The 19,927-nt window shown below is 69.9% G+C and carries 15 protein-coding genes; 1 reads left to right on the plus strand and 14 read right to left on the minus strand.

Going from position 1 to position 19,927, the window contains the following annotated elements; translation table 11 throughout:
* Positions 1 to 39: 39 nt before the first annotated feature.
* The 4 genes from fxsT to fxsA all read right to left on the minus strand — a co-directional run bounded on the left by fxsT (position 40) and on the right by fxsA (position 8,008).
* Positions 40 to 3,975, minus strand: a complete 3,936-nt coding sequence (fxsT, locus tag OG978_RS09505) for an FxSxx-COOH system tetratricopeptide repeat protein (RefSeq protein WP_326764769.1) — start codon at positions 3,973 to 3,975, stop codon at positions 40 to 42.
* Entirely contained in the window at positions 3,959 to 5,320 is a 1,362-nt protein-coding gene (fsxC, locus tag OG978_RS09510) for an FxsC protein (protein WP_326764770.1), read from the minus strand. The genes fxsT and fsxC overlap by 17 nt, the downstream gene beginning before the upstream one ends.
* 205 nt (positions 5,321 to 5,525) lie before the next feature.
* Positions 5,526 to 7,772: a radical SAM/SPASM protein FxsBH, inactivated beta-hydroxylase extension form gene (fxsBH, locus tag OG978_RS09515; RefSeq protein WP_326764771.1), complete on the minus strand. Its 2,247-nt coding sequence runs from the start codon at positions 7,770 to 7,772 to the stop codon at positions 5,526 to 5,528.
* Between the two features lie 68 nt (positions 7,773 to 7,840).
* Positions 7,841 to 8,008: an FxSxx-COOH cyclophane-containing RiPP peptide gene (fxsA, locus tag OG978_RS09520; protein WP_326764772.1), complete on the minus strand. Its 168-nt coding sequence runs from the start codon at positions 8,006 to 8,008 to the stop codon at positions 7,841 to 7,843.
* A 256-nt stretch (positions 8,009 to 8,264) separates the two neighbouring features.
* Here fxsA and OG978_RS09525 point away from each other — a divergent pair, with 256 nt between their 5' ends.
* Entirely contained in the window at positions 8,265 to 9,161 is an 897-nt protein-coding gene (locus OG978_RS09525) for a DUF4231 domain-containing protein (RefSeq protein WP_326769979.1), read from the plus strand.
* Positions 9,162 to 9,197: 36 nt separating this feature from the next.
* Here the strand turns inward: OG978_RS09525 and OG978_RS09530 are convergent, their stop codons facing one another.
* From OG978_RS09530 to OG978_RS09575, 10 genes are all read right to left on the minus strand, one after another.
* Entirely contained in the window at positions 9,198 to 9,677 is a 480-nt protein-coding gene (locus OG978_RS09530) for a hypothetical protein (RefSeq protein WP_326764773.1), read from the minus strand.
* 210 nt (positions 9,678 to 9,887) lie between these two features.
* A complete protein-coding gene (locus tag OG978_RS09535; RefSeq protein ID WP_326764774.1) occupies positions 9,888 to 10,787 on the minus strand; it encodes a S1 family peptidase in 900 nt (299 codons plus the stop codon).
* A gap of 254 nt (positions 10,788 to 11,041) precedes the next feature.
* Entirely contained in the window at positions 11,042 to 11,857 is an 816-nt protein-coding gene (locus OG978_RS09540; protein ID WP_326764775.1) for a DUF1684 domain-containing protein, read from the minus strand.
* Positions 11,858 to 11,861: 4 nt separating this feature from the next.
* The gene (locus tag OG978_RS09545) at positions 11,862 to 13,142 is read right to left on the minus strand and encodes an NtaA/DmoA family FMN-dependent monooxygenase (RefSeq protein WP_326769980.1); all 1,281 of its coding nucleotides are present in this window, start codon (positions 13,140 to 13,142) and stop codon (positions 11,862 to 11,864) included.
* 17 nt (positions 13,143 to 13,159) lie between these two features.
* Entirely contained in the window at positions 13,160 to 14,227 is a 1,068-nt protein-coding gene (locus tag OG978_RS09550) for an LLM class flavin-dependent oxidoreductase (protein ID WP_326764776.1), read from the minus strand.
* 54 nt (positions 14,228 to 14,281) lie between these two features.
* On the minus strand, positions 14,282 to 15,256 hold the full coding sequence (locus OG978_RS09555) for an ABC transporter substrate-binding protein (RefSeq protein WP_326764777.1): 975 nt from the start codon (positions 15,254 to 15,256) through the stop codon (positions 14,282 to 14,284).
* A 32-nt stretch (positions 15,257 to 15,288) separates the two neighbouring features.
* Positions 15,289 to 16,041, minus strand: coding sequence for an amino acid ABC transporter ATP-binding protein (locus tag OG978_RS09560; protein ID WP_326769981.1), 753 nt, complete (start codon positions 16,039 to 16,041; stop codon positions 15,289 to 15,291).
* A gap of 38 nt (positions 16,042 to 16,079) precedes the next feature.
* Complete coding sequence (locus OG978_RS09565; RefSeq protein WP_326764778.1) at positions 16,080 to 16,979, minus strand: amino acid ABC transporter permease; 900 nt, start codon at positions 16,977 to 16,979, stop codon at positions 16,080 to 16,082.
* A gap of 63 nt (positions 16,980 to 17,042) precedes the next feature.
* The gene (locus OG978_RS09570) at positions 17,043 to 18,887 is read right to left on the minus strand and encodes an FAD/NAD(P)-binding protein (RefSeq protein ID WP_326764779.1); all 1,845 of its coding nucleotides are present in this window, start codon (positions 18,885 to 18,887) and stop codon (positions 17,043 to 17,045) included.
* Positions 18,884 to 19,750, minus strand: coding sequence for an amino acid ABC transporter permease (locus tag OG978_RS09575; protein ID WP_326764780.1), 867 nt, complete (start codon positions 19,748 to 19,750; stop codon positions 18,884 to 18,886). Before OG978_RS09575 ends, OG978_RS09570 begins: the two co-directional genes overlap by 4 nt.
* Between the last annotated feature and the right edge of the window lie 177 nt (positions 19,751 to 19,927).

Consider the following 19,927-nt stretch of genomic DNA (forward strand, 5'->3'; position numbering starts at 1 on the left):
GGGGGAGCGTCCGGCCGGTGCCGGACGCTCCCCCGGGGTTCACACCGCCGTCGGTTCCAGTTCGCGCTCGAACCGGCGCTCGTCCCGGGCGATCCGGGTCATCGGGTGGTCGTCGCCGAGCTGACGGGCCAGCTCCTCGACCGTCTCGGTCCTCAGGCGCAGCGCCTCGTCCTTGCGCCCCAGCGCGTCGAGCGTGACCGCCATGTTCGACGTCATGGCCAGGGTCTCCGGGTGATGCGCCCCCAGTACCCTCCTGAGCTGCCCGGACACCTTCTCCTCGGTCTCCAGGACCAGTTCGAGATCGCCCCGCTCCGCTGTCGCGTTCGCCAGATTCATCACGCAGAACAGGGTGTTGGGGTGCTCCGGCCCGTACACCTCCCGCATCGCGGCGACCACCCGGGTCAGCACCCGCACCGACTCGTCCGAGGCGCCGGTCCCCGACTGGTAGACGCCCAGGTTGTTCAGGGCGGCCAGGGTGTACGGGTGTTTCTCCCCCGGCACCTTCATGTACTGGTCGACGACCTCCTGTGCGGTGTCCCTGGCCTCGGCCGTCTCGCCGGCCGCGTACAGGTCGGCCGCCAGATTGAGATCGCAGGCCAGCGACTCCGGGTTGGCGGAGGTGTACTTGGCCCGGTACCTGGAGCGGGTGGCCACCGTGAGCCTGCGGGCGTCCTCCAGTCTGCCCGCGCGGCGCAGCGACACCGCGAGGCTCTTCGCCGCGCTCAGCGTGCCCGGGAAGGCCCGGCCGAGCGTGCCCTTGTAGCTGTCGTACGTACGGCTGAGGATGCCGACCGAGTCCTCGTACCGCCCGACGTCCCGCAGGTCACGGGCCAGGTTCATGGCCGAGGAGAGGCTGTACGGGTGTTCCTCGCCGAGCACCTCCCGACGCCGGTCGAAGACGTCCTGGTCGATCTCGCGGGCCTTGGCGTACTGGCCGATGGACCGCAGGGTGAACGCCAGGTTGTTGGCCGCCGCCAGCGTCCTCGGGTGCGCTTCGTGGAAGATCTGGTTGAACCCGTCGGTGGCTTCGGTCGCCAGCTCGATCGCCCTGGTGTACTCCCCGAGCGTGCCGAGGTCGGTCGCCAGGCTGCTGGTGCTCATGTACGTGTGCGGGTGCTCCGGGCCCAGGACTTCCCGCTGTGTCGACAGGGTGATCTCGTCGAGTTCCCTGGCCTCCACGTAACGGCCGCGCGAGCGGTAGATGTTGGAGAGGTGGAAGCAGAGGTAGAGGTACTGGATGTCCCGCTCCCCCAGCGTCTCCCGCCAGATCTCGCGCAGGTCCTCGCAGAGGGTGGTGGCGGTCCGGAAGTCACCGCGCTTCCAGAGGTAGCGGACCCGGTCGATCAGCAGCCTGCGGGCCTCGGGCTCCTTGCAGTTGCGCGCGTCGGACGGGCCGAGGTGCGGCCAGATGGAGGCGAACTGCGGCCAGGTCGAGGGGTTGTCGATCGGCTCGTCGTCGTCGGGCCGGGCGCCCGCCAGGATGCGGTGGACGGCGTGCCGGGCATCCTGCTGCTCCTCCTCGGTGAGCTGCGCCCGGATGACGGCCTGGACGAGCCGGTGCACCTGGATGGAGTTGGACACCTGGTCGACCTTGGCGAGGGCGAACCGGCCGATCTCCCGGATGACCCGGCCCAGCACCAGCTTCTCCTGGAGCGAGGCGTCGTACGGCTTCAGCGCCTCGATCATCTCCTTGCTGTACAGGAGGTTCCCCGAGATGGGCTCGGGTGCGAAGAAGGCGCAGAGCTGGAGCAGCCGCACCGCGGCGGGCGAGCGCTCCTTGAGCCGTTGGATGGAGATGTTCCAGGTCGCGGCGACCGGCTCCGGGTAACCGGCCGGCTGGTTGAGCGCCAGGACCTCGGGGGCCTGCTGGGCCAGCTGTTCCAGATAGGTGTCGATCGGGGTGGCGGTCTCCGCGATCCAGGCCGCCGCCTGCTCGACGGCCAGCGGCAGGTCACCGACCGCAGTGGCCACCTGGGCGGCGTCCTCGTCGCTCAGCCCCGGGGCCCGGCGCTGAAGGTGTTCGACGGACTCCTCGCGCAGGAAGACGTCGACGGGCAGCGCGTCGCCGTGCTGGGACCAGGCCTGGTTGCGGGAGGTGACCAGGATGTGGCCCGAGCCGCCCTGCGGGAAGTAGCGCCGGAGGCGTTCGGGGTCGTCGGCGTTGTCGAAGACCAGCAGCCAGCGGTCCGAGGGCACGCCTCGCCGCAGCAGGTCCACGGCCTCCTGGGAGGCTGCCGCCATGTCGTCGCCGCCCTGGGCGCCCAGCCGGACCGCGAGCTCGGCGAGCGCGGCCACCACGTCGTCGGTCTGCTCGGACGATATCCACCAGACCAGGTCGTAGTCGGCCATGAAGCGGTGCACGTACTCCAGGGCGACCTGGGTCTTGCCGACGCCGCCGAGTCCGTACAGGGTCTGCGGCTGCGGCAGCACGACGGCCATGCCGCCGCCGAGCTGGTCGCGCATCCGTTCCAGGACCAGGGAGCGGCCGGTGAAACCGGGGTTGCGCGGCGGGGCGTTCCAGATCCTGGGGACGGTGCCCGGGAAGCGCGGTCCGGGCGACACGGCATCGGTGAGCTGTACGGGCCGGTCCAGGGCACGCAGCAGCGCGGCGGTGGCGTGCACCTCGTCGAGCCGGAAGAGGTCGACGGGATTGCGGTCGATGTAGGGCGCGGAGAGCCGTACATCACCGACCCTGAGCGGCAGCAGATGGCGCCGGCCGCCGCCGGGGTCCTCCGCGACGGCCCGGTCCCAGAGGTTCACCGCACGCTGGGACTTGAGGTAGGCGCTGGAGAGCAGCACGACGGTACGGGCGGCGTTCTCGGCGGCGGCCGCCGCCGGTTCCGGGGCCTCCCGCTCGGCGGACACGTCGCGCGGTACGACGCGGAACCCGGCCCGGGTGAGCACGGATTCGATCCAGTCGGCCCACATCCGGTTCTCCGCCACATAGCTGAGGAAGAGATCGGCGGGCAGCGCGGGCCTGCGCCTGGTGAACGCGTCACGGATGCGCAGCCGTACCTCTTCGCCGACCGGTGGCATCGAGGTGATCTGCTGGTCGGTGATGACGGAGGTGAGCCGTTCGAAGGCGGAAAGCAGGGAGTTGGTGAGGCCCGCCTCGTCGCCGAAGGTCGCGAGGGTCTCCTCGTACGCGTAGTAGGGGCGGTACGGAATCTCCACCGCGCCCCAGTAGGCGGTGAGTTCGTCCCCGGACAGGTCGCGCGGCAGCCGGTCGAACTTCAGCCGGGCCAGCGCCCGTCCGGCGTCGGCCTTCTCCTTCTCGCCCTCGTCGATGCGCATCGGGACGGGGAAGATGGAGATGGGGCGGCCGGTGTAGCGCTCGGAGATCTGCCGGGCCACGGAGGCGGCGCCGTCGATGGACTGGTCGCTGAGGGTGAAGCAGTCGACGAGGACGTCGGGGAGGTGGACGGTGCAGATGTCGGCGATGTCGCTGAGGCCGGTCCGGCTGTCGATGAGGACGTAGTCGTAGTTGGCCTTCATGTCGTCGCGCAGGGCGTCGAAGAAGTGGCCGCCGCCGAGCCGGTCGTAGAAGTTGTCCCAGTCGAAGGTGGAGACGGTCGCGGAGTATTCGCGGTTCTGCCGTCCGGCGGAGACGAAGTCGAGCGTGCCGCCCTGCGGGAACTCCCAGCCGAGCGCCTCGGGTGTGAGGGAGACGGCGTGCGGCTGGATCCGGGCGTAGTCGCGGTGCCAGTCGTCGGCGCGCTGGACGGGGCTGGTCGCGGCCCACGCGTACTCGGTGATCAGATCGATGACGCCGGTGGTGGCACCGAGTGTCGACGGGTCGAGGAACGGGTGGAAGAACCGGTGGAGCCCCGGTGCCTCCAGGTCCCAGTCGACGGCCAGTACCCGTTTTCCGTTGGCGGCGAGTATCCAGGCGGTGTTGGCCAGGGCCATCGTGCGCCCGGTGCCGCCCTTGTACGAGTAGAAGGTGACGATGCGCCCGTCACGACCGGCCGTCATCCGTGTCCTCCGCATCCGTCGCAGGGTCGTGTGTCTCGGGGATGTAGTTCGTCTGAGCCATCGGCCCCATCAACCGTGTCCGTTCGGTGTGTCCCCCGCCGGTGGCGGGTGGATACACCGCTGCGTGTCTCAGATACTGCTGCGCCGCCACCTCGACCACCTGCGGCAGGATCTGCCCGAATGCCTCCATGCTGGGTACGCCCTTGGCGGCGGCTCGGCAGTAGGCACGCCCCTGGCGCATCTTGGTCGGCATGGTCTGTTCGAGCTTCTCGGTCAGTTCGGCCTCGGCCGCCATGCTCTCGTGGTCCTCGCGGTTCCACGGCACGACCATCGTCACCCAGGGGCGGTTCTCGGCGTCGAAGGCGGCGAGCCTGCGGCGGCGGTCCTCGTCCTGGAGGGCCCAGCGGTCGACGAGCAGGATCTCCGGTCTGCTGGGCGGTTGTTTGCCCTCCCCGTGTCCGGTCTCCTCGTCGAAGGAGGAGATGGTCGCCTGGTAGTTGAGGGAGCGCACCAGGTCCTCGGCGACATAGGCCAGGGGGCGGGCGGCGGCCGGGTGGTAGGGGTTCCAGTCCTGCGGACTGTCGCCGTAGTAGTCGGCGTTGCGTCCCGCGGGCAGGTCGTGCCGGGTGGCGGCGGCGATGGTGACCTGCATGGGACGGGGGCCGCCGACCGAACTGTTGGGCGGGCCGAAGGCGCTGGGGGCCAGCCGGTAGTCGACGGGGCGGCCGGTGCCGATCCTTATCGTGTCGGCGACGTTGACGATGCGCTTGGCGAGTTCGTACACCGCGCGCTCATACTCTTCGGCGAAGAGCCGGAGTTTGATCAGTCCGTAGAGTCCGTCACTGACGTAACGGTCCCCGAAATCACGGTGGTTGAACTGTAATCGCTCGGCGGGGCCGGGGAGCTGGCTCGGTGGGACCGGTACCCAGAGGGCCGGGACGATCGCTTCGGCCCGTTGGTTGGAACGGGCCCGGTGATGGATGGCGCGCTGAGCGAAGGCGTACCACTCCTTGCCGCACATCTCGCTCGCGAAGTAGCGCGGCGAGAACAGGGGAACGAACACCCGGCAGGTGGCGAGCACCTCACCGAGCCGCTCCGACCAGCCCTCGCCGGAGCGTATCTCGCGGTCGATGAACCCCGCGGGCGCGCCCGCGGGCAGATCCGTCATGGCCATCACGTGGTCACAGAGATCCTTGAAGAGGCGTTCGACCCACATATCTGGGTCGGTTCCACGGCCGTAGCCCGGTGTATGGGCATAACTCAAGAAGAAGTACGGCCGATGGTCCGCCGCTCGCTGCTCCGTTGTTGCGTGCACACGACCCCCGTCCTGTGTGAGCACCCGCATCCGAGGAGTGAAGTGAATGCGAGCGAATTCATCATTCCGGAGCGGACGTTGCTCCACCCCCATGGCGTTCGGTCATTCAACGCCGGTTTTCAGTCATACGTTCCCGGGTTCAGCCGATCATTTCCTTGATCGAATTCGGTCTGCGGCTGTTCCTCCCAGTTGTCCCGTGTGTGCTGATGCCCGCGGCCGAACCGGAATTCGCCCCTCAGATCTCTTTTCGCATCAGATCCAGCAGCCGCTTTCCACTGACGGTGAGCTCGGCGGCACCCTCCAGCGTGTCGAGGGCCTGTGGTACGCCCTCCAGACGGTGCGGCTCGAATTCACCCAACGCCATCCGCTCATAGGTGTCTGCCAGCAACCGGGAAAACGGAACTGGTTCTTCCTGCCAGGGCATCCGATGTTCCCAGGAGCCGTCCGCCGCGTAAAGATCCGTGACATCGGCAAGCGCCTGCAATTCGGCCCGCCGAAAGCCCCGAAGCAGCGCGGACGCCAACTCCTGGGCACTGCCGTCCGCGGCGATGCCCAGCGCGCCGTAGCCGTGCCGCCCCACGGACGGCTCCGCCGGGGCCAGGCCGGTCAGCGGTGTCAGGGTGGTGAGGCGGCCCGCCATCTCCCGGGCCCGCACGGGCGCCTTCATCTCGATCAGCGTCCAGGCGTCGCCGAGCCTGGCCATCAGATCCGCGGCGGCCCGGTCGTCGAGCGCAGCCGCGGCCGGCGCGGTGAAGCAGTCGCGGTACGGGTCGAGGTCGTCGAGCACCAGATCGAGCGCCGGGCCGGGCGCGGCACCGGGCACCTCGAGCCGACGCACCGGACGCCAGCCGGGACCGGCCGCCCCCGTGCGCACGACCAGCCGTTCGGCCGGGTCGCCCTCGTACCGCCGGACCAGGAAGCCGTCCTCGACGGCGTGCACCCGCGCCGTGCCGTGCTCCCCCGCTTCCCCGATCCGCAACTCGCCGAGACCCGGCAGGACCAGCCTGCCGTCCGAGTAGGCAACGCCCACCGAGAGGTCGAGGCCGACCCGTACGGCGGCGGCCGCGAGATACGCCGGCAGCCGCCGCGCGGCTGCCACGCCCCCCGGCCGTTCGTGGAGCTGCTCCAGCGCATGGAGCAGCCAGGTGCGGGTGTACGGGTGGGCCAGCACCTCGTCCAGGCCGCGGGCCCCCTCCTCGGAGGCCTCGACGGTGGCGGCCAGCTCCCAGGCCTCCGCCCACCGCTCACCGCCGCGCCCTTCGATGTCGGCGTTCAGCCGGGCCAGCAGCATGCGGGTGAGGTCTCGCTGGGAGGCGGCCAGTTCGAGCGGCTCGGCCACCTCGGGCGCGACGAGGGACGCCGCCGTGCGCGCCTCGATACCGCGCACCAGGGCGGCCAGGTCGGCGCAGTACACGGACGGGTTGTCGAACGCGCCGGACGGCCCGGTGGAGCGGTACCGATGGGTGTAGAGGCCGCCGCCGCAGGAGCGCACGACGGGGCAGCTGCGGCAGGTCTCGCTGACGCCGGCCAGTCCGAGCTGACGGGCCCGTACCCCGGGATGGGCCGCCACCTCGTCGAAGGTGTGGGTGAAGACATCGAAACCGGTGGCCGCCGCGCCCTCGTAGGCGCTCTTGAGCGAGTCGACCTGCTCCAGCTGGCCGTCGGTCTCGACGACGACGAGGTCGGTCGGGGCGAGCCCCAGGGACTCGGTGAGGCTGGGGCCGCCGCCCAGCGTGGACAGCACCGAGGAGAAGAGCCGCACCGGCACCGGACGCCCCTGCTCCTGCCAGCGGTCGAAGATCGCGAGGAGCCAGTCGGCGTAGGCGGTGGGCGACCCGTCCGGGCGGGGCGGCGGATCGTCCCAGGTGGCGTGCGGAAGCAGGAAGTCGATGAGCGGCGGGTCGAGCTCGGTGAGCGCGTCGAGGACCGCGTGCGGGTCGTTCTCGATGTCGACGGTGCACAGGAGCCCGAGATCGAGGTGGCGGTAGCGCTCCTGCCGGAGCAGCTCCACGGCCTTGAGGACCCGGGAGTGACTGCTGCGTCCGTCGGCGTAGCGGCGGTGCCGGTCGTTGGCGGCCTGGTCGCCGTCGAGGGAGATGCCGACCCTTACACCGAACTCGTCGAAGAGGTCGAGATACCGGGGACTGAGCTGGAGTCCGTTGGTGTGGATACGGAGGTCGAGTTCCGCGACGCCGTCGAAGGCGGAAGTGAGCACTTCGCAGACTCGCCGCAATCGGGCGGGCCCCGCCAGTAGAGGCTCCCCTCCGTGCAGGATCACTGACACGGAGGGCAGTGCATGTGCCTTGGCATGCTCGGCCAAACGTTGAGCAGTCCGGAAGATGACATCATCAGAGATTGTCCTGGGCCGGGTACGCCAGCTCTGATCTGCATGTTCATAGACATAGCAATGGTCACAGGCAAGATCGCACCTGCTGTGAACCTTGAGAACGACTTCGCGGAAAGGGACCAGGGGTCCTGTCATTCCACCAGTCTAGCCAGCCCGAAGGGGTGCTCGGGGCTTCGGTTCAAGGGGTGTTCGGCGCGTTGTTTTCAGAGCGCCGAGTTGAAGGTCGATGCCTGAGTGGGGCGACCGGCCGACGCGGCATGCACGCGACCGAGCTTCCGGGCAGCAGCAGTGCCGCGGACATCGATCTCGGCGAGCGGCACACGGTTCTTCTTCGCAACGGCGAAGGAGGGGGAGGATTCAGAGGTCTTCACGGCCGTCCTTGAGGGGATTTGTTCCGATGGATTGGTTCCGGACAGGAATGCAGCAACAGTATCTGCACCATTGCAGTGTCCGGCGGCACGACTTTACTCTCATGGCCTCGGTTGGCAACTGAGGACAGCCACTTGGAACGAGAGCGTCACATGAGGCCGTCCCGAATCGAACGGAACCACTGATTCCGCCATTGAAGTGACGACATAACCGCAGACGGGAGTGAACATGACGGCGCTTCCCGGGCCGCTCCAGAGCATGGTCTTCAGGAACGCCGATCTGCCGGCGCTCTTTCACCACACGGACGAGATAGCCATCGCAAGGCAGCGGGAGGCCGTGAACACCACCCGCATTCAACTGATTCTCCTGGTCACGGGGGCCTTGCCGGCCGCGGTCCCCTGGCATGCCGAAGTGGGTGACACGTTTCAACTCGTCGACGCCGTCGGCGCGTTGGCCTACCTGGGTGTCCTGATCACGACGTACCTCTCCGCCCGGCGCAAAGCAAAGTCGCATTGGCAACTCAACCGCTCGGCGGCAGAGTTCATCAAGTCGATGTGCTGGCGCTACTCGGTGCACGGATCACCGTTCGACAGCAGTACCCAGCACCCGGAGGCGGTGTTCGCGAACCGCCTCGAAGAAGGTCTTCAGGAACTCTGCAAAGTGGGATGGGCCGACCCCCGCGACCTGATGGCGGATTCGGGGGGACTGATCACCGACTCGATGCGTGAGTTACGGGAGAAGGCGTTCACCGTACGCAAGGAGACGTATGTGCGGGACCGCCTGATTGAGCAGAGAAGTTGGTACCGCAGGCGCCAGGAGGTCTCCCGGCGGGCCACCCTGGTCTGGTCGACCACCATTGCCGTGCTGACCGCGCTCGCCCTGGTGTTCGCCCTGTTGCGGACGTTCTCCGTCGCCCAGTCCTTCGCCCTGACGGGGGTGCTGTCGGCGGCGGCGGCCGCCTGTCTGGCGTGGAGCGAGATGCGCCGCCACCACCCGCTGATCTCGGCCCACTCGCTGGTGGAGCAGGACCTGGAGGCGATGCAGGTGGCGATGGAGACCACGCTGACCGAGCGTCAGTGGCCGGGTGCGGTGTTCGAGACCGAGCGCATCGTCTCCCCCCAGCACACCGACTGGCTGGCCCGGCACCAGATGTGACGTGATGCCGGTGGCGCGGGGCGGCCGCGCAGGCGGTCAGCCGCGCTCCACGCCCTCGCGCCAGATCACCGTGACCGGGCGGCCCAGGCTCCGGGCGTACGTCACGATGTCGCCCGTACCGCCGAGGCCGCGGGCCGGCCGGCCGTCCCACACCGCGAGCAGCCGGTCGCAGTGGTCGGCGATGTACGCACCCGCCGCGTAGTACGCCTCGTCGGTGGAGTGCGGGTAGCCGAGCCGGACCTCCCGGGCCGCCCGGTCCTTGAGGGCCCGGTAGCGGGCGAGTTCGGCCGCGTCGGCGAAGCAGGATTCGTAGTCGCCGCTCGGGATGACCACGGTCAGGTCCGCGCCCCGGGCCAGGGCGAGGTCGGCGAAGAGCTGGTCCGCTCCCACCGCCAGGCTGGAGAGGGCCTCCAAGGAGCCTTCGTGGCCGCAGAGCGCCGCCCGTAACCCTGCGAGCACATGGGCGTGGGCCTCCTGCGGGATGGTGCGATGACCGGTCACTCCGATGCGTTTCACGGACCTGGAACCCCCTGAGGTGTCTGCCGGGGGTTCCGGAGGGCATCCCTCCGGTTGGTGCAGCGCCCGCCCCCGTTGCTCCTGCGTGACCGACCTGCCCCACATCCTCTCAAAAGCCGCGGGGTGAGCGGGAGCCCCCGCCCGGCATTCGGGCGGGGACTCCGTCTCGGTCGACTGCCTGTTCGGGGTTGTGCAACGGGTGTGCGCGTATCAGTAGACGCTGACTCCGTACGCGCTGAGCGCCTCGGCGACCGGCTGGAAGTACGTGGTGCCGCCGGAGGAGCAGTTGCCGCTGCCGCCCGAGGTCAGGCCGATCGCCTTGGAGCCGGAGTAGAGGGAGCCGCCGGAGTCGCCGGGCTCCGCACAGACGTTGGTCTTGATCATGCCGTAGACGATGTCGCCGTTGCCGTAGTTGACCGTGGCGTTGAGACCCGTGACGGAGCCGCTGTGGATGCCGGTGGTGGAGCCGCGGCGGGTGACGGACATGCCGGCCGTGGCGTTGGCCGCGCTGGTGATGTCGACGCTGCCGACGGTGCCCGCGGGGGCGACCGAGGCGTTGTCGTACCGCACCAGGCCGTAGTCGTTGGTCGGGAAGCTGGAGCCGACCGTCGGTCCGATGCTGGTCGTCTTCGACGAGTTGGTGTACCAGGGCGGGTTACCGTCGGTGCAGTGACCGGCGGTCAGGAAGTAATAGGTACTGCCGCTGCGGACGTTGAAGCCGAGGGAGCAGCGCCAGCCGGGGGCGTAGATCGCGTCGCCGCCGGAGAGCAGCTTGCTGAGCTTACCGGGGGTGCGCTCGATCTTCAGGGCGGCGGCGTTGGCTCCGGCGGACTGCTTGATCTGCTCGATCTCGGCCTGCGAGACCGTACTGTCGACGGCGACCACGAGTCTCTTGGACACCGGGTCGACGTTCCACGCGGTGCCCGCGACGTCGGCGCCGAGCACGGCGTCGCTCGCGGCGGAGAGCTGCTCGGCACTGAAGGTGGTGTTGGTGTCGGCCTGGGCGCTGGGGACGGCCAGTGCGGCGACGGCGACGAGACCCGCGGCGATGGCGATGGTCCTGGCGCGTCTCGCGGTGCCGCCGAGGGGGGTAGTGCGCTTCATCCTCACTTTTCATTCCTCCCGAGGGGAAGTCGGGGGCCCGCCTGTGGGGTGGTCGGACCCGTGAGGCGCAGTCTTTCGCACGGCCATATGCCTGCAGTACAGACATGCCGTGTTCCTGACAAGCGCTGTTCGGGAGTATTCAAGGCGTCAACTCGTGGCGCAAGAGGGCCTACTGGCCTGAACTTGTCGCACAGCGCGGGAGCGGCCCCGGCAGCACGCGGGCTGCCGGGACCGCTGCCCCGGACGAATATGTCGGCGTGTCAGTTGTCGACGCGGTTGCGCTCCCCCGCCTCGACGGCGACGGGAAGGGTGTTGCCGGGCGGCGGGAAGGGGCAGATGAAGTGGTCCGCGAAGGCGCACGGCGGCAGCAGCGCGCGGTTGAGGTCGACCGTCACGCTGCCGTCCTCGGCGGGCGCCGCGGGCCGCAGGAACCGGAAGCGGTAGCTGCTGGTTCCGCTGGTGGCATCGGCGAAGACCGCCCAGAGCGAGCCGTCGGGCTCGACCGCGACATGCAGCGTGTGCTCCGCGCCGTCGGCCTCGAAGGCGATCTCACCGGCGAGTCCGAGACCGCGCTCGACCCCGTCGGCGTTCTCGACCCGGACCGTACGGGCGCTGTCGTACGGGCGGAAGATGCCCGGGAGCACCCAGCGGGCGTCGTACGGGGTGGCTTCGATGGCCCGGAAGGCGCGCCGCGCCGGGGAGTCCGGGTCGAAGTCCCGTACCGCCCAGAGCCCTTCGCGGCTCAGCACGACCAGCCGCCGCTCACCGTGCGCGACGCGGGACTCGTCGATCGGGCCGCGGTCGGCGGTGAGACGGACCTGGCCGGTGAAGGGCTCGCCGTCGACGGTCAGCCCGTCCGCGGCGGAGGCGCTGAGCACCAGCTCGTCGCCGTCCTCCCGCCACTGCCCGGGGACCTCGGGGATGTGGCCCTCCGGGTAGTCGGAGAGCCAGTGGGTGCCGGTGAGGGAGAGCGGTCCGTAGGGGCCGGCGACCATGGCGGTGCGCTCCTCGTGCCAGTGCTTCCAGTCCTGCGCCGCCTGCTCGGAACCGTGCGGCTGCTGTGCGTCCGTGCTCATGCGATCAACCTTTCCATACCGGCTCGGCGAGCCCGAGATGCGACCGCAGCGTGGGACCGGTGTATTCGGAGCGGAACACCCCGCGCTCCTGGAGGAGCGGGACGACGCGGTCGACGAAGTCGTCCAGACCGCCCGGGGTGAGATGCGGTACGAGGATGAACCCGTCGGCGGCATCGGCCTCGACGAACTCGGTGAGCCGCGCCGCGACCGTCCGCGGGCTGCCGATGAAGGACTGCCGGCCGGTCGTCTCGATGACGGTCTGCCGGATGGACAGCCCCTTCTCCTCGGACAGCGCACGCCAGCGCGCCGCGACGGCGAGGGGATCGCCGTGCTTGACCCGGCCCTGGACCAGCGAGGATCCGGGGTCCGGATCGATGTCGGGCAGTGGCCCGTCGGGGTCGTAGGAGGAGAGGTCGCGGCCCCAGATCTGTTCCAGGGCCAGCAGCGCGTTCTGCGGGGAGACCTGCTGGAGGCGGATCTCGGCCGCCCGCTCCTGCGCCTCGGCGTCGCTGTCGCCGAGTACGAAGGTGACCCCGGGCATGATCTTCAGCTCGCCGGGGGCCCGGCCGTACTTCGCCAGCCGCGCCTTGACGTCGGCGTAGAAGGTGCGGCCCGACTCCAGGGTGCCGTGCCGGGTGAAGACGACATCGGCGGCGGACGCGGCGAACTCGCGGCCCTCCGGGGAATCACCGGCCTGGATGACGACCGGATGGCCCTGCGGGGAACGCGGAACGGTGAACTCGCCCTCGATGGCGAAGTGCTGCCCCCGGTGCGTGAACGGTCGCGGGGTGCCGTCCGGGGTCCAGCTGTCCCACAATTCGCGTGCGGTGGCGACGAACTCGGTGGCCCTGGTGTACCGGTCGGCCCGGTCGAGGTAGCCGCCGCGCCGGAAGTTCTCCCCGGTGAAGGCGTCGAAGGAGGTGACGACGTTCCAGGCTGCCCGGCCTTCACTGAGGTGGTCGAGGCTGGCGAGGCGGCGGGCCAGTTCGTACGGCTCGTTGAAGGTGGCGTTGACGGTGGCGGCGAGGCCGAGCCGGTCGGTGACGGCGGCCAGCGCGGCCAGCACGGTGAGGGATTCGGGACGGCCGACCACGTCCAGATCGTGGATGCGGCCGTTGTGCTCGCGCAGCCGCAGCCCCTCGGCGAGGAAGAAGAAGTCGAACTTGCCGCGTTCCGCGGCGCGGGCGAGGTGCTCGAAGGAGGAGAAGTCGATCTGGCTCCTGGAGCGGGGGTCCGCCCAGACGGTGGTGTTGTTGACGCCCGGGAAGTGGGCGGCGAGATGCATCTGCCTCGTTGCGGTGCTCATGCCCGTCCTCCTTCGGGGGCGTACCGGTTGGCGGGGCGGGCCAGTCCCAGGTGCTCGCGCAGGGTGCCGCCGGGGTAGAAGGTGCGGAACAGGCTGCGGTGCTGGAGCAGGGCCACGGTGCCGTTGACGATCCGTTCGAGGTCGCGCCCGGGGGTGATGGGCGTGAGGTGGAAGCCGTCCGCCGCTCCGCCGCGGTGCCACCGGGTGATCAGGTCGGCGAGGTCCACCGGGCCGCCCCGGTAGTGCGAGCCGTCGGCGGCGAGCAGCGGTCCGCTCTCCAGTCCCGGTTCGGGGGCGGTCTCGGCGTCGCCGAGGTCGACGGTGAGCGCGACCAGGACCCGGAGCGTGTCGGGGTCGCGTCCGTACGCCGCCGCGCGCCGGCGCAGATCGGTACGGACCGCGGCGGCCTGCTCGGGGGCGGTGGCCCGTACCAGGACGACATCCGCGTGGCGGGCCGCGGTCTCCCGGGCCGGGCCGCTCGTCCCGTCGACGACGGTGACCGGGTGCCCCTGCGGGGGCCTGGGCACGATCGCCGGGCCCCGGACGGAGAAGGAGGCGCCCTCGAAGTCGACGTAGTGCAGCTTGTCGCGGTCGATGAAGCGTCCGGTGGCGACGTCCCTGATCTCGGCGTCGTCCTCCCAGCTGTCCCACAGGCGGGAACCCACGTCGGCGCTCTCACCGGCCTCGCGCCACAGCTCGTCGGCGGGCGCCGCCGGACGCCGGCCGAACAGCCGGGCCTCGGCCCCGGTCGTCGACACATCGACGTTCCAGCCCGCCCGGCCACGGCTCACCCAGTCCAGGGTGGCCACGGCGGACGACACATGGAACGGCTCGGTGTGGGTGGTGGTGACGGTGGGCACCAGGCCGATCCGGGCGGTGGCGGGGGCGAGCCGGGAGAGCACCGCGAGCGCGTCGAGGCCGGGCCGGGCGAAGGAGTCGCCGAGCGTGACGAAGTCGAGGGCGCCGCGCTCGGCGAGCCGGGCGAGGCCGGTGTAGTGCCCGGGGTCGTAGCGGGGCGGACCGCCGATCTCGGCGGCCAGATGAAGGGGGGCGGTTGCAGGCATGGGTGGTACCTCTCCAGGGCTCTCTCAGGTGTTCTCTCGGGGATCCCGCGGGGCTCAGCTCTTGGGCCTGGGCAGGCCGGGCGGGTTGATCTCCGACTTCGTGACGGCCTCGTCGGTGAGCCCCCAGCGCTTCAGCACCTTGGCGTACGAGCCGTCCCGCACGATGTGGTCGATGGCGGCCGCGTACGCCCCGACCAGGCCGCTGCCCTTCTTCGTGGTGGCGGCGATCTTGCCCTGGAGCCCGTCGCCCGCGCCCGACAGCGTGCCGACGATCTCGGACTGGCCGGCCGACACGACGTGGTAGTTGGCGGACGGGCTGGGGCCGAGATAGGCGTCGATCCGGCCGGACTGGAGAGCCAGGTAGTAGTCGGTGTCCTTCTGGAAGTACTTGATGTCGACCGGCTCGCGCCCGGCCCGGACGTTCTCCTCGCTCCAGTCGACGAGGATCTTCTCCTGGTTGGTGCCGGACGCGACGGCGATCGTCCGCCCCGCCACGTCCTTCGGTCGCTTCACCTTCCAGCCGGAGCCCTTCTTGGCCTCGAAGGCGATGTTGTCGAGCCGGTAGGTCGCGAAGTCGTACTTCTCTTTGCGTTCCTCGGTGACCGTGACGTTGGAGAGCACTCCGTCGAACTTGGAGCTGTCGAGTCCGACGAAGAGGTTCTCCCAGGAGACCTGTTCGAACTGCGGCTTCAGGCCGAGTGTGTCGGCGATCAGGGTCGCTATGTCGATCTCGGAGCCGATCCGGGTCCTGTCGTCGGTCGCGTAGAAGCCGAGCGGTGGTGAGGCATCGGCGCTCGCGCCCAGCCGCAGCGTGCCCCGCTCGCGGATGGCCGCGGGCACCTTCGCCGCGATGGCCTCGTCCTTCTTGCCTCTGATCCGGTGCTGGTCGGGGCCGATGTTGATGCCGGTGCCCCGTTGCCCCTTCGGCTTCACCTCATCGGTCGCGGCGTCACCGGTACCGCAGGCGGTGAGCAGCCCTGCGGCGGTGAGGGTGGCGAGCGCGGCGGACAGGGTGCGGCGGACGGACACGGGTGCACTCCTCGGAGAGAACATGGGTGGGATCACAGAACCTTGGACAGGAAGGCGCGGGTGCGCTCGTGCCTCGGACGGTCGAGTACGTCGCCGGGGGCGCCCTGCTCGACGATCCGTCCCTCGTCCATGAAGACGACGGTGTCGGCGACCTCCCGGGCGAAGCCGATCTCGTGCGTGACGACGATCATCGTGGTGCCCTGACGCGCCAAGTCCTTGATGACGTCGAGGACTTCACCGACCAGTTCGGGGTCGAGCGCCGAGGTCGGCTCGTCGAAGAGCAGCAGCTTCGGTTCGAGGGCCAGCGCGCGGGCGATGGCGACCCGCTGCTGCTGCCCGCCGGAGAGCTGCTTGGGGTAGGACCCCGCCTTGTCGGCGAGCCCGACCCGGGCGAGCAGCCTCTCCGCGGCGGCGACGGCTTCCTTCTTCGGGCGGCCGAGGGCGGCGACCGGGGCCTCGATGACGTTCTCCAGCACGGTGAGGTGTGGGAAGAGATTGAAGTTCTGGAAGACGAAGCCGATCCGGGTGCGTCGGCGCAGGACCTCGCGTTCGCGGAGCTCGTACAGCTTGTTGCCGTCCCTGCGGTAGCCGACCAGGGTGCCGTCGACGCTGATCCAGCCGTTGTCGACCTTCTCCAGGTGGTTGATGGTGCGCAGGAGCGTGGACTTGCCGGAGCCGGACGGGCCGAGGACGACGGTGACCTCTCCGGTGCGTACGGACAGGTCGATGCCGCGCAGCACTTCGAGGCTGCTGAAACTCTTGTGCACGGAGCGGATCTCGACCATGGCGTCCGGGGTCGGGGTGGTGTCTTCGGTGGTGCTGCTCATCGCGCGGCCCCCTTGGCGTAGTGACGTTCGACGTAGTGCTGGAGGACGGAGAGCACGGTGGTCAGGAGGATGTACCAGACCGTCGCGACCATCAGCAGGGGCACGACCCTGCCGTTGCGTCCGTAGACGACCTGGACCTGGTAGAAGAGTTCGCCGATCGCCATCACGGAGACGATCGAGGTGCCCTTGAAGAGCGAGATGATCTCGTTGGCGGCGTTCGGCAGTACGGAGCGCATCGCCTGCGGGAGCACGATCCGCCGCAGCTGCCGGTGCCGGGGTATCCCGAGCGCCGCGGCGGCCTCCAACTGGCCGCCGTCCACGGCCAGTACACCGCCGCGGACGATCTCCGCCGCGTAGGCGGCCTGGTGCAGCGCGAGCCCGAGTACGGCCGCGCTCATCGCACCGACGAGGTTCATCGTGTCGAAGGAGAAGAAGCCGGGCCCGAACGGGATGCCGAACTGCAACTCCTTGTAGAGATAGGCGAGGTTGAACCAGAAGAGCAGCTGGACGATGAGCGGGATCGAGCGGAACGCCCAGATGTACGCGTAGGCGACCGCCCTGAGGAACGGGCTGGCCGACAGCCGCATGAAGGCGAGCACGATGCCCAGCGCGAAGCCGAGGACCGTGCCGTACAGGGTCAACCGGAGGGTGACCCAGACGGCCTTGAGGATGGTCTCGGCGGTGAAGAACTGGACGAAGACGCCCCACTCCCAGCCCGGGTTGGTGACCAGGCCGTGCAGGAACTGGGCGAGTACGACGGCGGTGGCGGCGACGGCGACCCAGCGCCAGGGGTGGCGTACGGGGACGACGGTGAGCGCGTCGTGGTCGTCGGCGGTGGGCGGGGCGACATGTGGTCCTGTCGCCTTGTCCATGGGTGGATCACTGGTGAGGGACATGAGGGGTCCTTGGGCTGCGGTGTACGAGGGTGGGGGTGGGGGCCGTACCCTTCCGGGGAGCGGTCAGCCGTCGCTACAGGCGAGGTCCCGGAGGAACGCGAGCGCCGTGCGGGCGGTGGCGTCGTTCTGCCGGAAGGCCGGGCCGCCGGTGCGCGGCCGGGTGAACGCTCCGCCGGCGCGGGCGGTGGTGAACGGGCCGAGCGCGAAGCGGCGCGAGTGCGGCCGGCCGTCGCGGCCCAGGATCCGGCCGCTGTCGGAAGCGACCGAGAGCAGCCCGGTGGCGGTGGCGGCGGCCCCGTCCTCGTACAGCTCCTGGAGCAGCGGGCTGCGGGTGCGTTCCAGCGTGGGGTCGGGCAGCCGGGCCTCGACCAGGGTGCGGGCCGCTATCCACTGGCCCGGGACGGTGGCGCTGCCTGCCAGGAAGAGGCCCCGTCGCTCGTCGGCCTCGACGGTCATCCCGGCACCGAGGAAGCGGACAATACCGGCCCGGGAGAGCGCGAGGAGCTGGTGCAGCCGGGGGCCGGGCGGGCCGGAGGCGAGATAGCTGAAGAAGCCGTGCCACCAGCCTCCGATGTCGCCGAGCCGGATCAACTGCCCGTAGGCGGACAACAGTCCGAGGAAGACGGCGAGGTCCGGGCTGCGTGCGGGGTCGTGGCGGCGTTCCAGGTCGGCGGTGATGTAGCCGCGCAACCCCTCCTGCAGTGCTTCGTACGAGGGGTAGCGCACCCCGTCCAGGGGGTGGTCGAGCGCTTCGAGGTCGAGCCGGTCCGCGGGGTCGGGGACGGCGGCGGCGACGAGAGCGGCCAGTTCGGGTCCTGCCGGGTCCGCGGCGGCGTACTCCGCCTCGAAGCCGGCCCAGTCGCCCGTGGTGCGCTCGGGGTGGGCGGTGAAGAGCCGGTGGTAGTGGGCATAGCCGAGCTCTTTGTCGATATGTGGCCACACGTCGCGCCGGAAGTCGACCGGCCGGTCCGCCTTCAGCAGCGCCTCGGTCCGGTCCGGGCCGAGGAAGCGCGGCAGCGGCGGCCGTTCGCCCTCCCAGGCGTAGCCGATCTTGGAGTGGTACGGGACGCCCCGGCGCGATCCGATGTGGAGCACGGGCTCCCGGCCGGACGGCACGTACTCGCCGTCCTCGTACCGTCCGCCGCGCCCCTCGGTGAGCAGCACCATCAGGTCGACGAAGGCGAGCCCGAAGCCCCGTACGATGACCGGCTCGCCCGCGGGCACCTCGGTCAGGTCGGTGTCGGCGGTGAAGTCCGGCGGCAGGTGGACGAGCCCGTGCCGGTCCGCGAAGTCGGCCAACTCGACCTGTTCCGGCTCGGGTTCGGCGTCGAGGTGGCCGATGGTGACGGCGACGGCGTCGGCGAGCAGCGGGGTGTCGCGCCCCTCCAGCCAGACGCGCTGTCGGCCTTCGCGCGGCCCGGTGACACGCATGGCGCTGCCTCGGTGCCAGTGAACGGTGATGCCTTCCGGAAGGGCGGCGACGGCCTGCTCGTACACCCAGCGCAGATAGACGCTCTGCAGCCGCCTGCTCGGGAAGTCCTCGCCCTCCAACGCCTTGATCTCATCGAGGAGTTCGGGCTCGATGCCGGCCTCGTCCGGGAGTGTCGCACGCCCGTCCCGGATGTCCGCCGCCCAGGTGTGCAGCGCGGGGCCCGGACGGATCGGCCCCTCCTGCTGGACGGTGTCGTCGGTGAACATCGTGACGTCCTCGGCCATGGAGTTCATCCAGAGCAGCGGCGACTGGTCGTGCCGCCAGATCCGTCCGCCGCCGGGCGGGTACGGGTCGACGAGATGGATGGCCAGCGGGCGGTTGCCGTACAGGGCCGGTGCGTTGGCGGCGATGCGCTCGATCAGTCCGGTGCCGCGCGGTCCGCCGCCTATGACGACGAGCGTCGGTGCCCCGCTCACCGGGCACCCGCCGTGCCGCGCGCGTAGTGCCGCTCGACGTAGTGCTGGCCGATGCCGAGCAGCGAGGTGACCACGGCGTACCAGATGGTGGCGACCAGCAGCAGCGGGATGACCTGGTAGGTGCGGTGGTAGACGAGCTGTACGGAGTACAGCAGGTCCTGTACGGCGATGATGCTGACGATCGAGGTGCCCTTGAGGGTGCCGATCAGCATGTTCCCGGCGGGCGGGACGATGGAGCGCATCGCCTGCGGAAGGACGATCCTGCGGAACCGGCGCCAGGGTCCGAGGCCGAGCGACTGCGCGGCCTCGATCTGTCCGCGTTCGACGGAGAGGATGCCGCCGCGGACGACTTCGGCGGCGTACGCGGCCTCGTGCAGGGTGAGCCCGATGACGGCGACCGTGACGGGGCCGAGGAGGTTCACCGTACGGACGCCGAGGATCTCCGGGTAGAGCGCGCCGATGTTGAACCAGAACAGCAGCTGGACCAGGATCGGGGTGGACCGGAACAGCCAGACGTACCCCCAACTGACCGCCTGCAGAACGCGGTTGGCGGAGAGCCTGAGGACGGCGAGCAGGGTGCCGAGGGCGAAGCCGAGCACCATGACCAGTGCCGTGAGCCAGAGGGTGAGGCCGAGGCCGCGCAGGACCGCGGTGGTGGTGAAGTAGTCGCCGACGACATCCCACTGGAAGGCGTCGTTGCGGATGACGGAGTTCAGCACCAGGGCGAGGAGGGCCAGGGCGACAACGGCCGCCGCCCACTGGCCTGTTCGGCGCACCGGGACGATCCGGAGCCGGTCGGTCGTGTCGCTCTTGGCGAGCGGGGCGGGGGAAGAGTGAGGGAGGACATCTGTCTGCGCGGACATGCGAAGGCTCCGTGGATGCAGAGATCGAACACGGGGCGTGCCTTCAGCCGGAACACAACGTGGACCGGGCCCCTCAGCGCCGGTCCGTTTCCGAGGTAAGCGCTGTTCACCGCGCGTTGTCAAGCTTGTCCACACTGTGAGCCGTGCGTCTCGGCTCAGTTGACGGACAAACGGATG

Source organism: Streptomyces sp. NBC_01591 (assembly GCF_035918155.1).
Classification (GTDB): Bacteria; Actinomycetota; Actinomycetes; order Streptomycetales; family Streptomycetaceae; genus Streptomyces.

Bases quoted from the DNA above. Each gene is read 5' to 3' on its own strand.
- OG978_RS09540 (WP_326764775.1), bottom strand. From the start codon at position 11,857: ATGAGCACGGACGCACAGCAGCCGCACGGTTCCGAGCAGGCGGCGCAG.
- OG978_RS09525 (WP_326769979.1), top strand. From the start codon at position 8,265: ATGGTCTTCAGGAACGCCGATCTGCCGGCGCTCTTTCACCACACGGAC.
- OG978_RS09575 (WP_326764780.1), bottom strand. From the start codon at position 19,750: ATGTCCGCGCAGACAGATGTCCTCCCTCACTCTTCCCCCGCCCCGCTC.
- fxsT (WP_326764769.1), bottom strand. From the start codon at position 3,975: ATGACGGCCGGTCGTGACGGGCGCATCGTCACCTTCTACTCGTACAAG.
- OG978_RS09565 (WP_326764778.1), bottom strand. From the start codon at position 16,979: ATGTCCCTCACCAGTGATCCACCCATGGACAAGGCGACAGGACCACAT.
- OG978_RS09550 (WP_326764776.1), bottom strand. From the start codon at position 14,227: ATGCCTGCAACCGCCCCCCTTCATCTGGCCGCCGAGATCGGCGGTCCG.
- OG978_RS09560 (WP_326769981.1), bottom strand. From the start codon at position 16,041: ATGGTCGAGATCCGCTCCGTGCACAAGAGTTTCAGCAGCCTCGAAGTG.
- OG978_RS09545 (WP_326769980.1), bottom strand. From the start codon at position 13,142: ATGCATCTCGCCGCCCACTTCCCGGGCGTCAACAACACCACCGTCTGG.
- fsxC (WP_326764770.1), bottom strand. From the start codon at position 5,320: ATGCGGGTGCTCACACAGGACGGGGGTCGTGTGCACGCAACAACGGAG.
- fxsBH (WP_326764771.1), bottom strand. From the start codon at position 7,772: ATGACAGGACCCCTGGTCCCTTTCCGCGAAGTCGTTCTCAAGGTTCAC.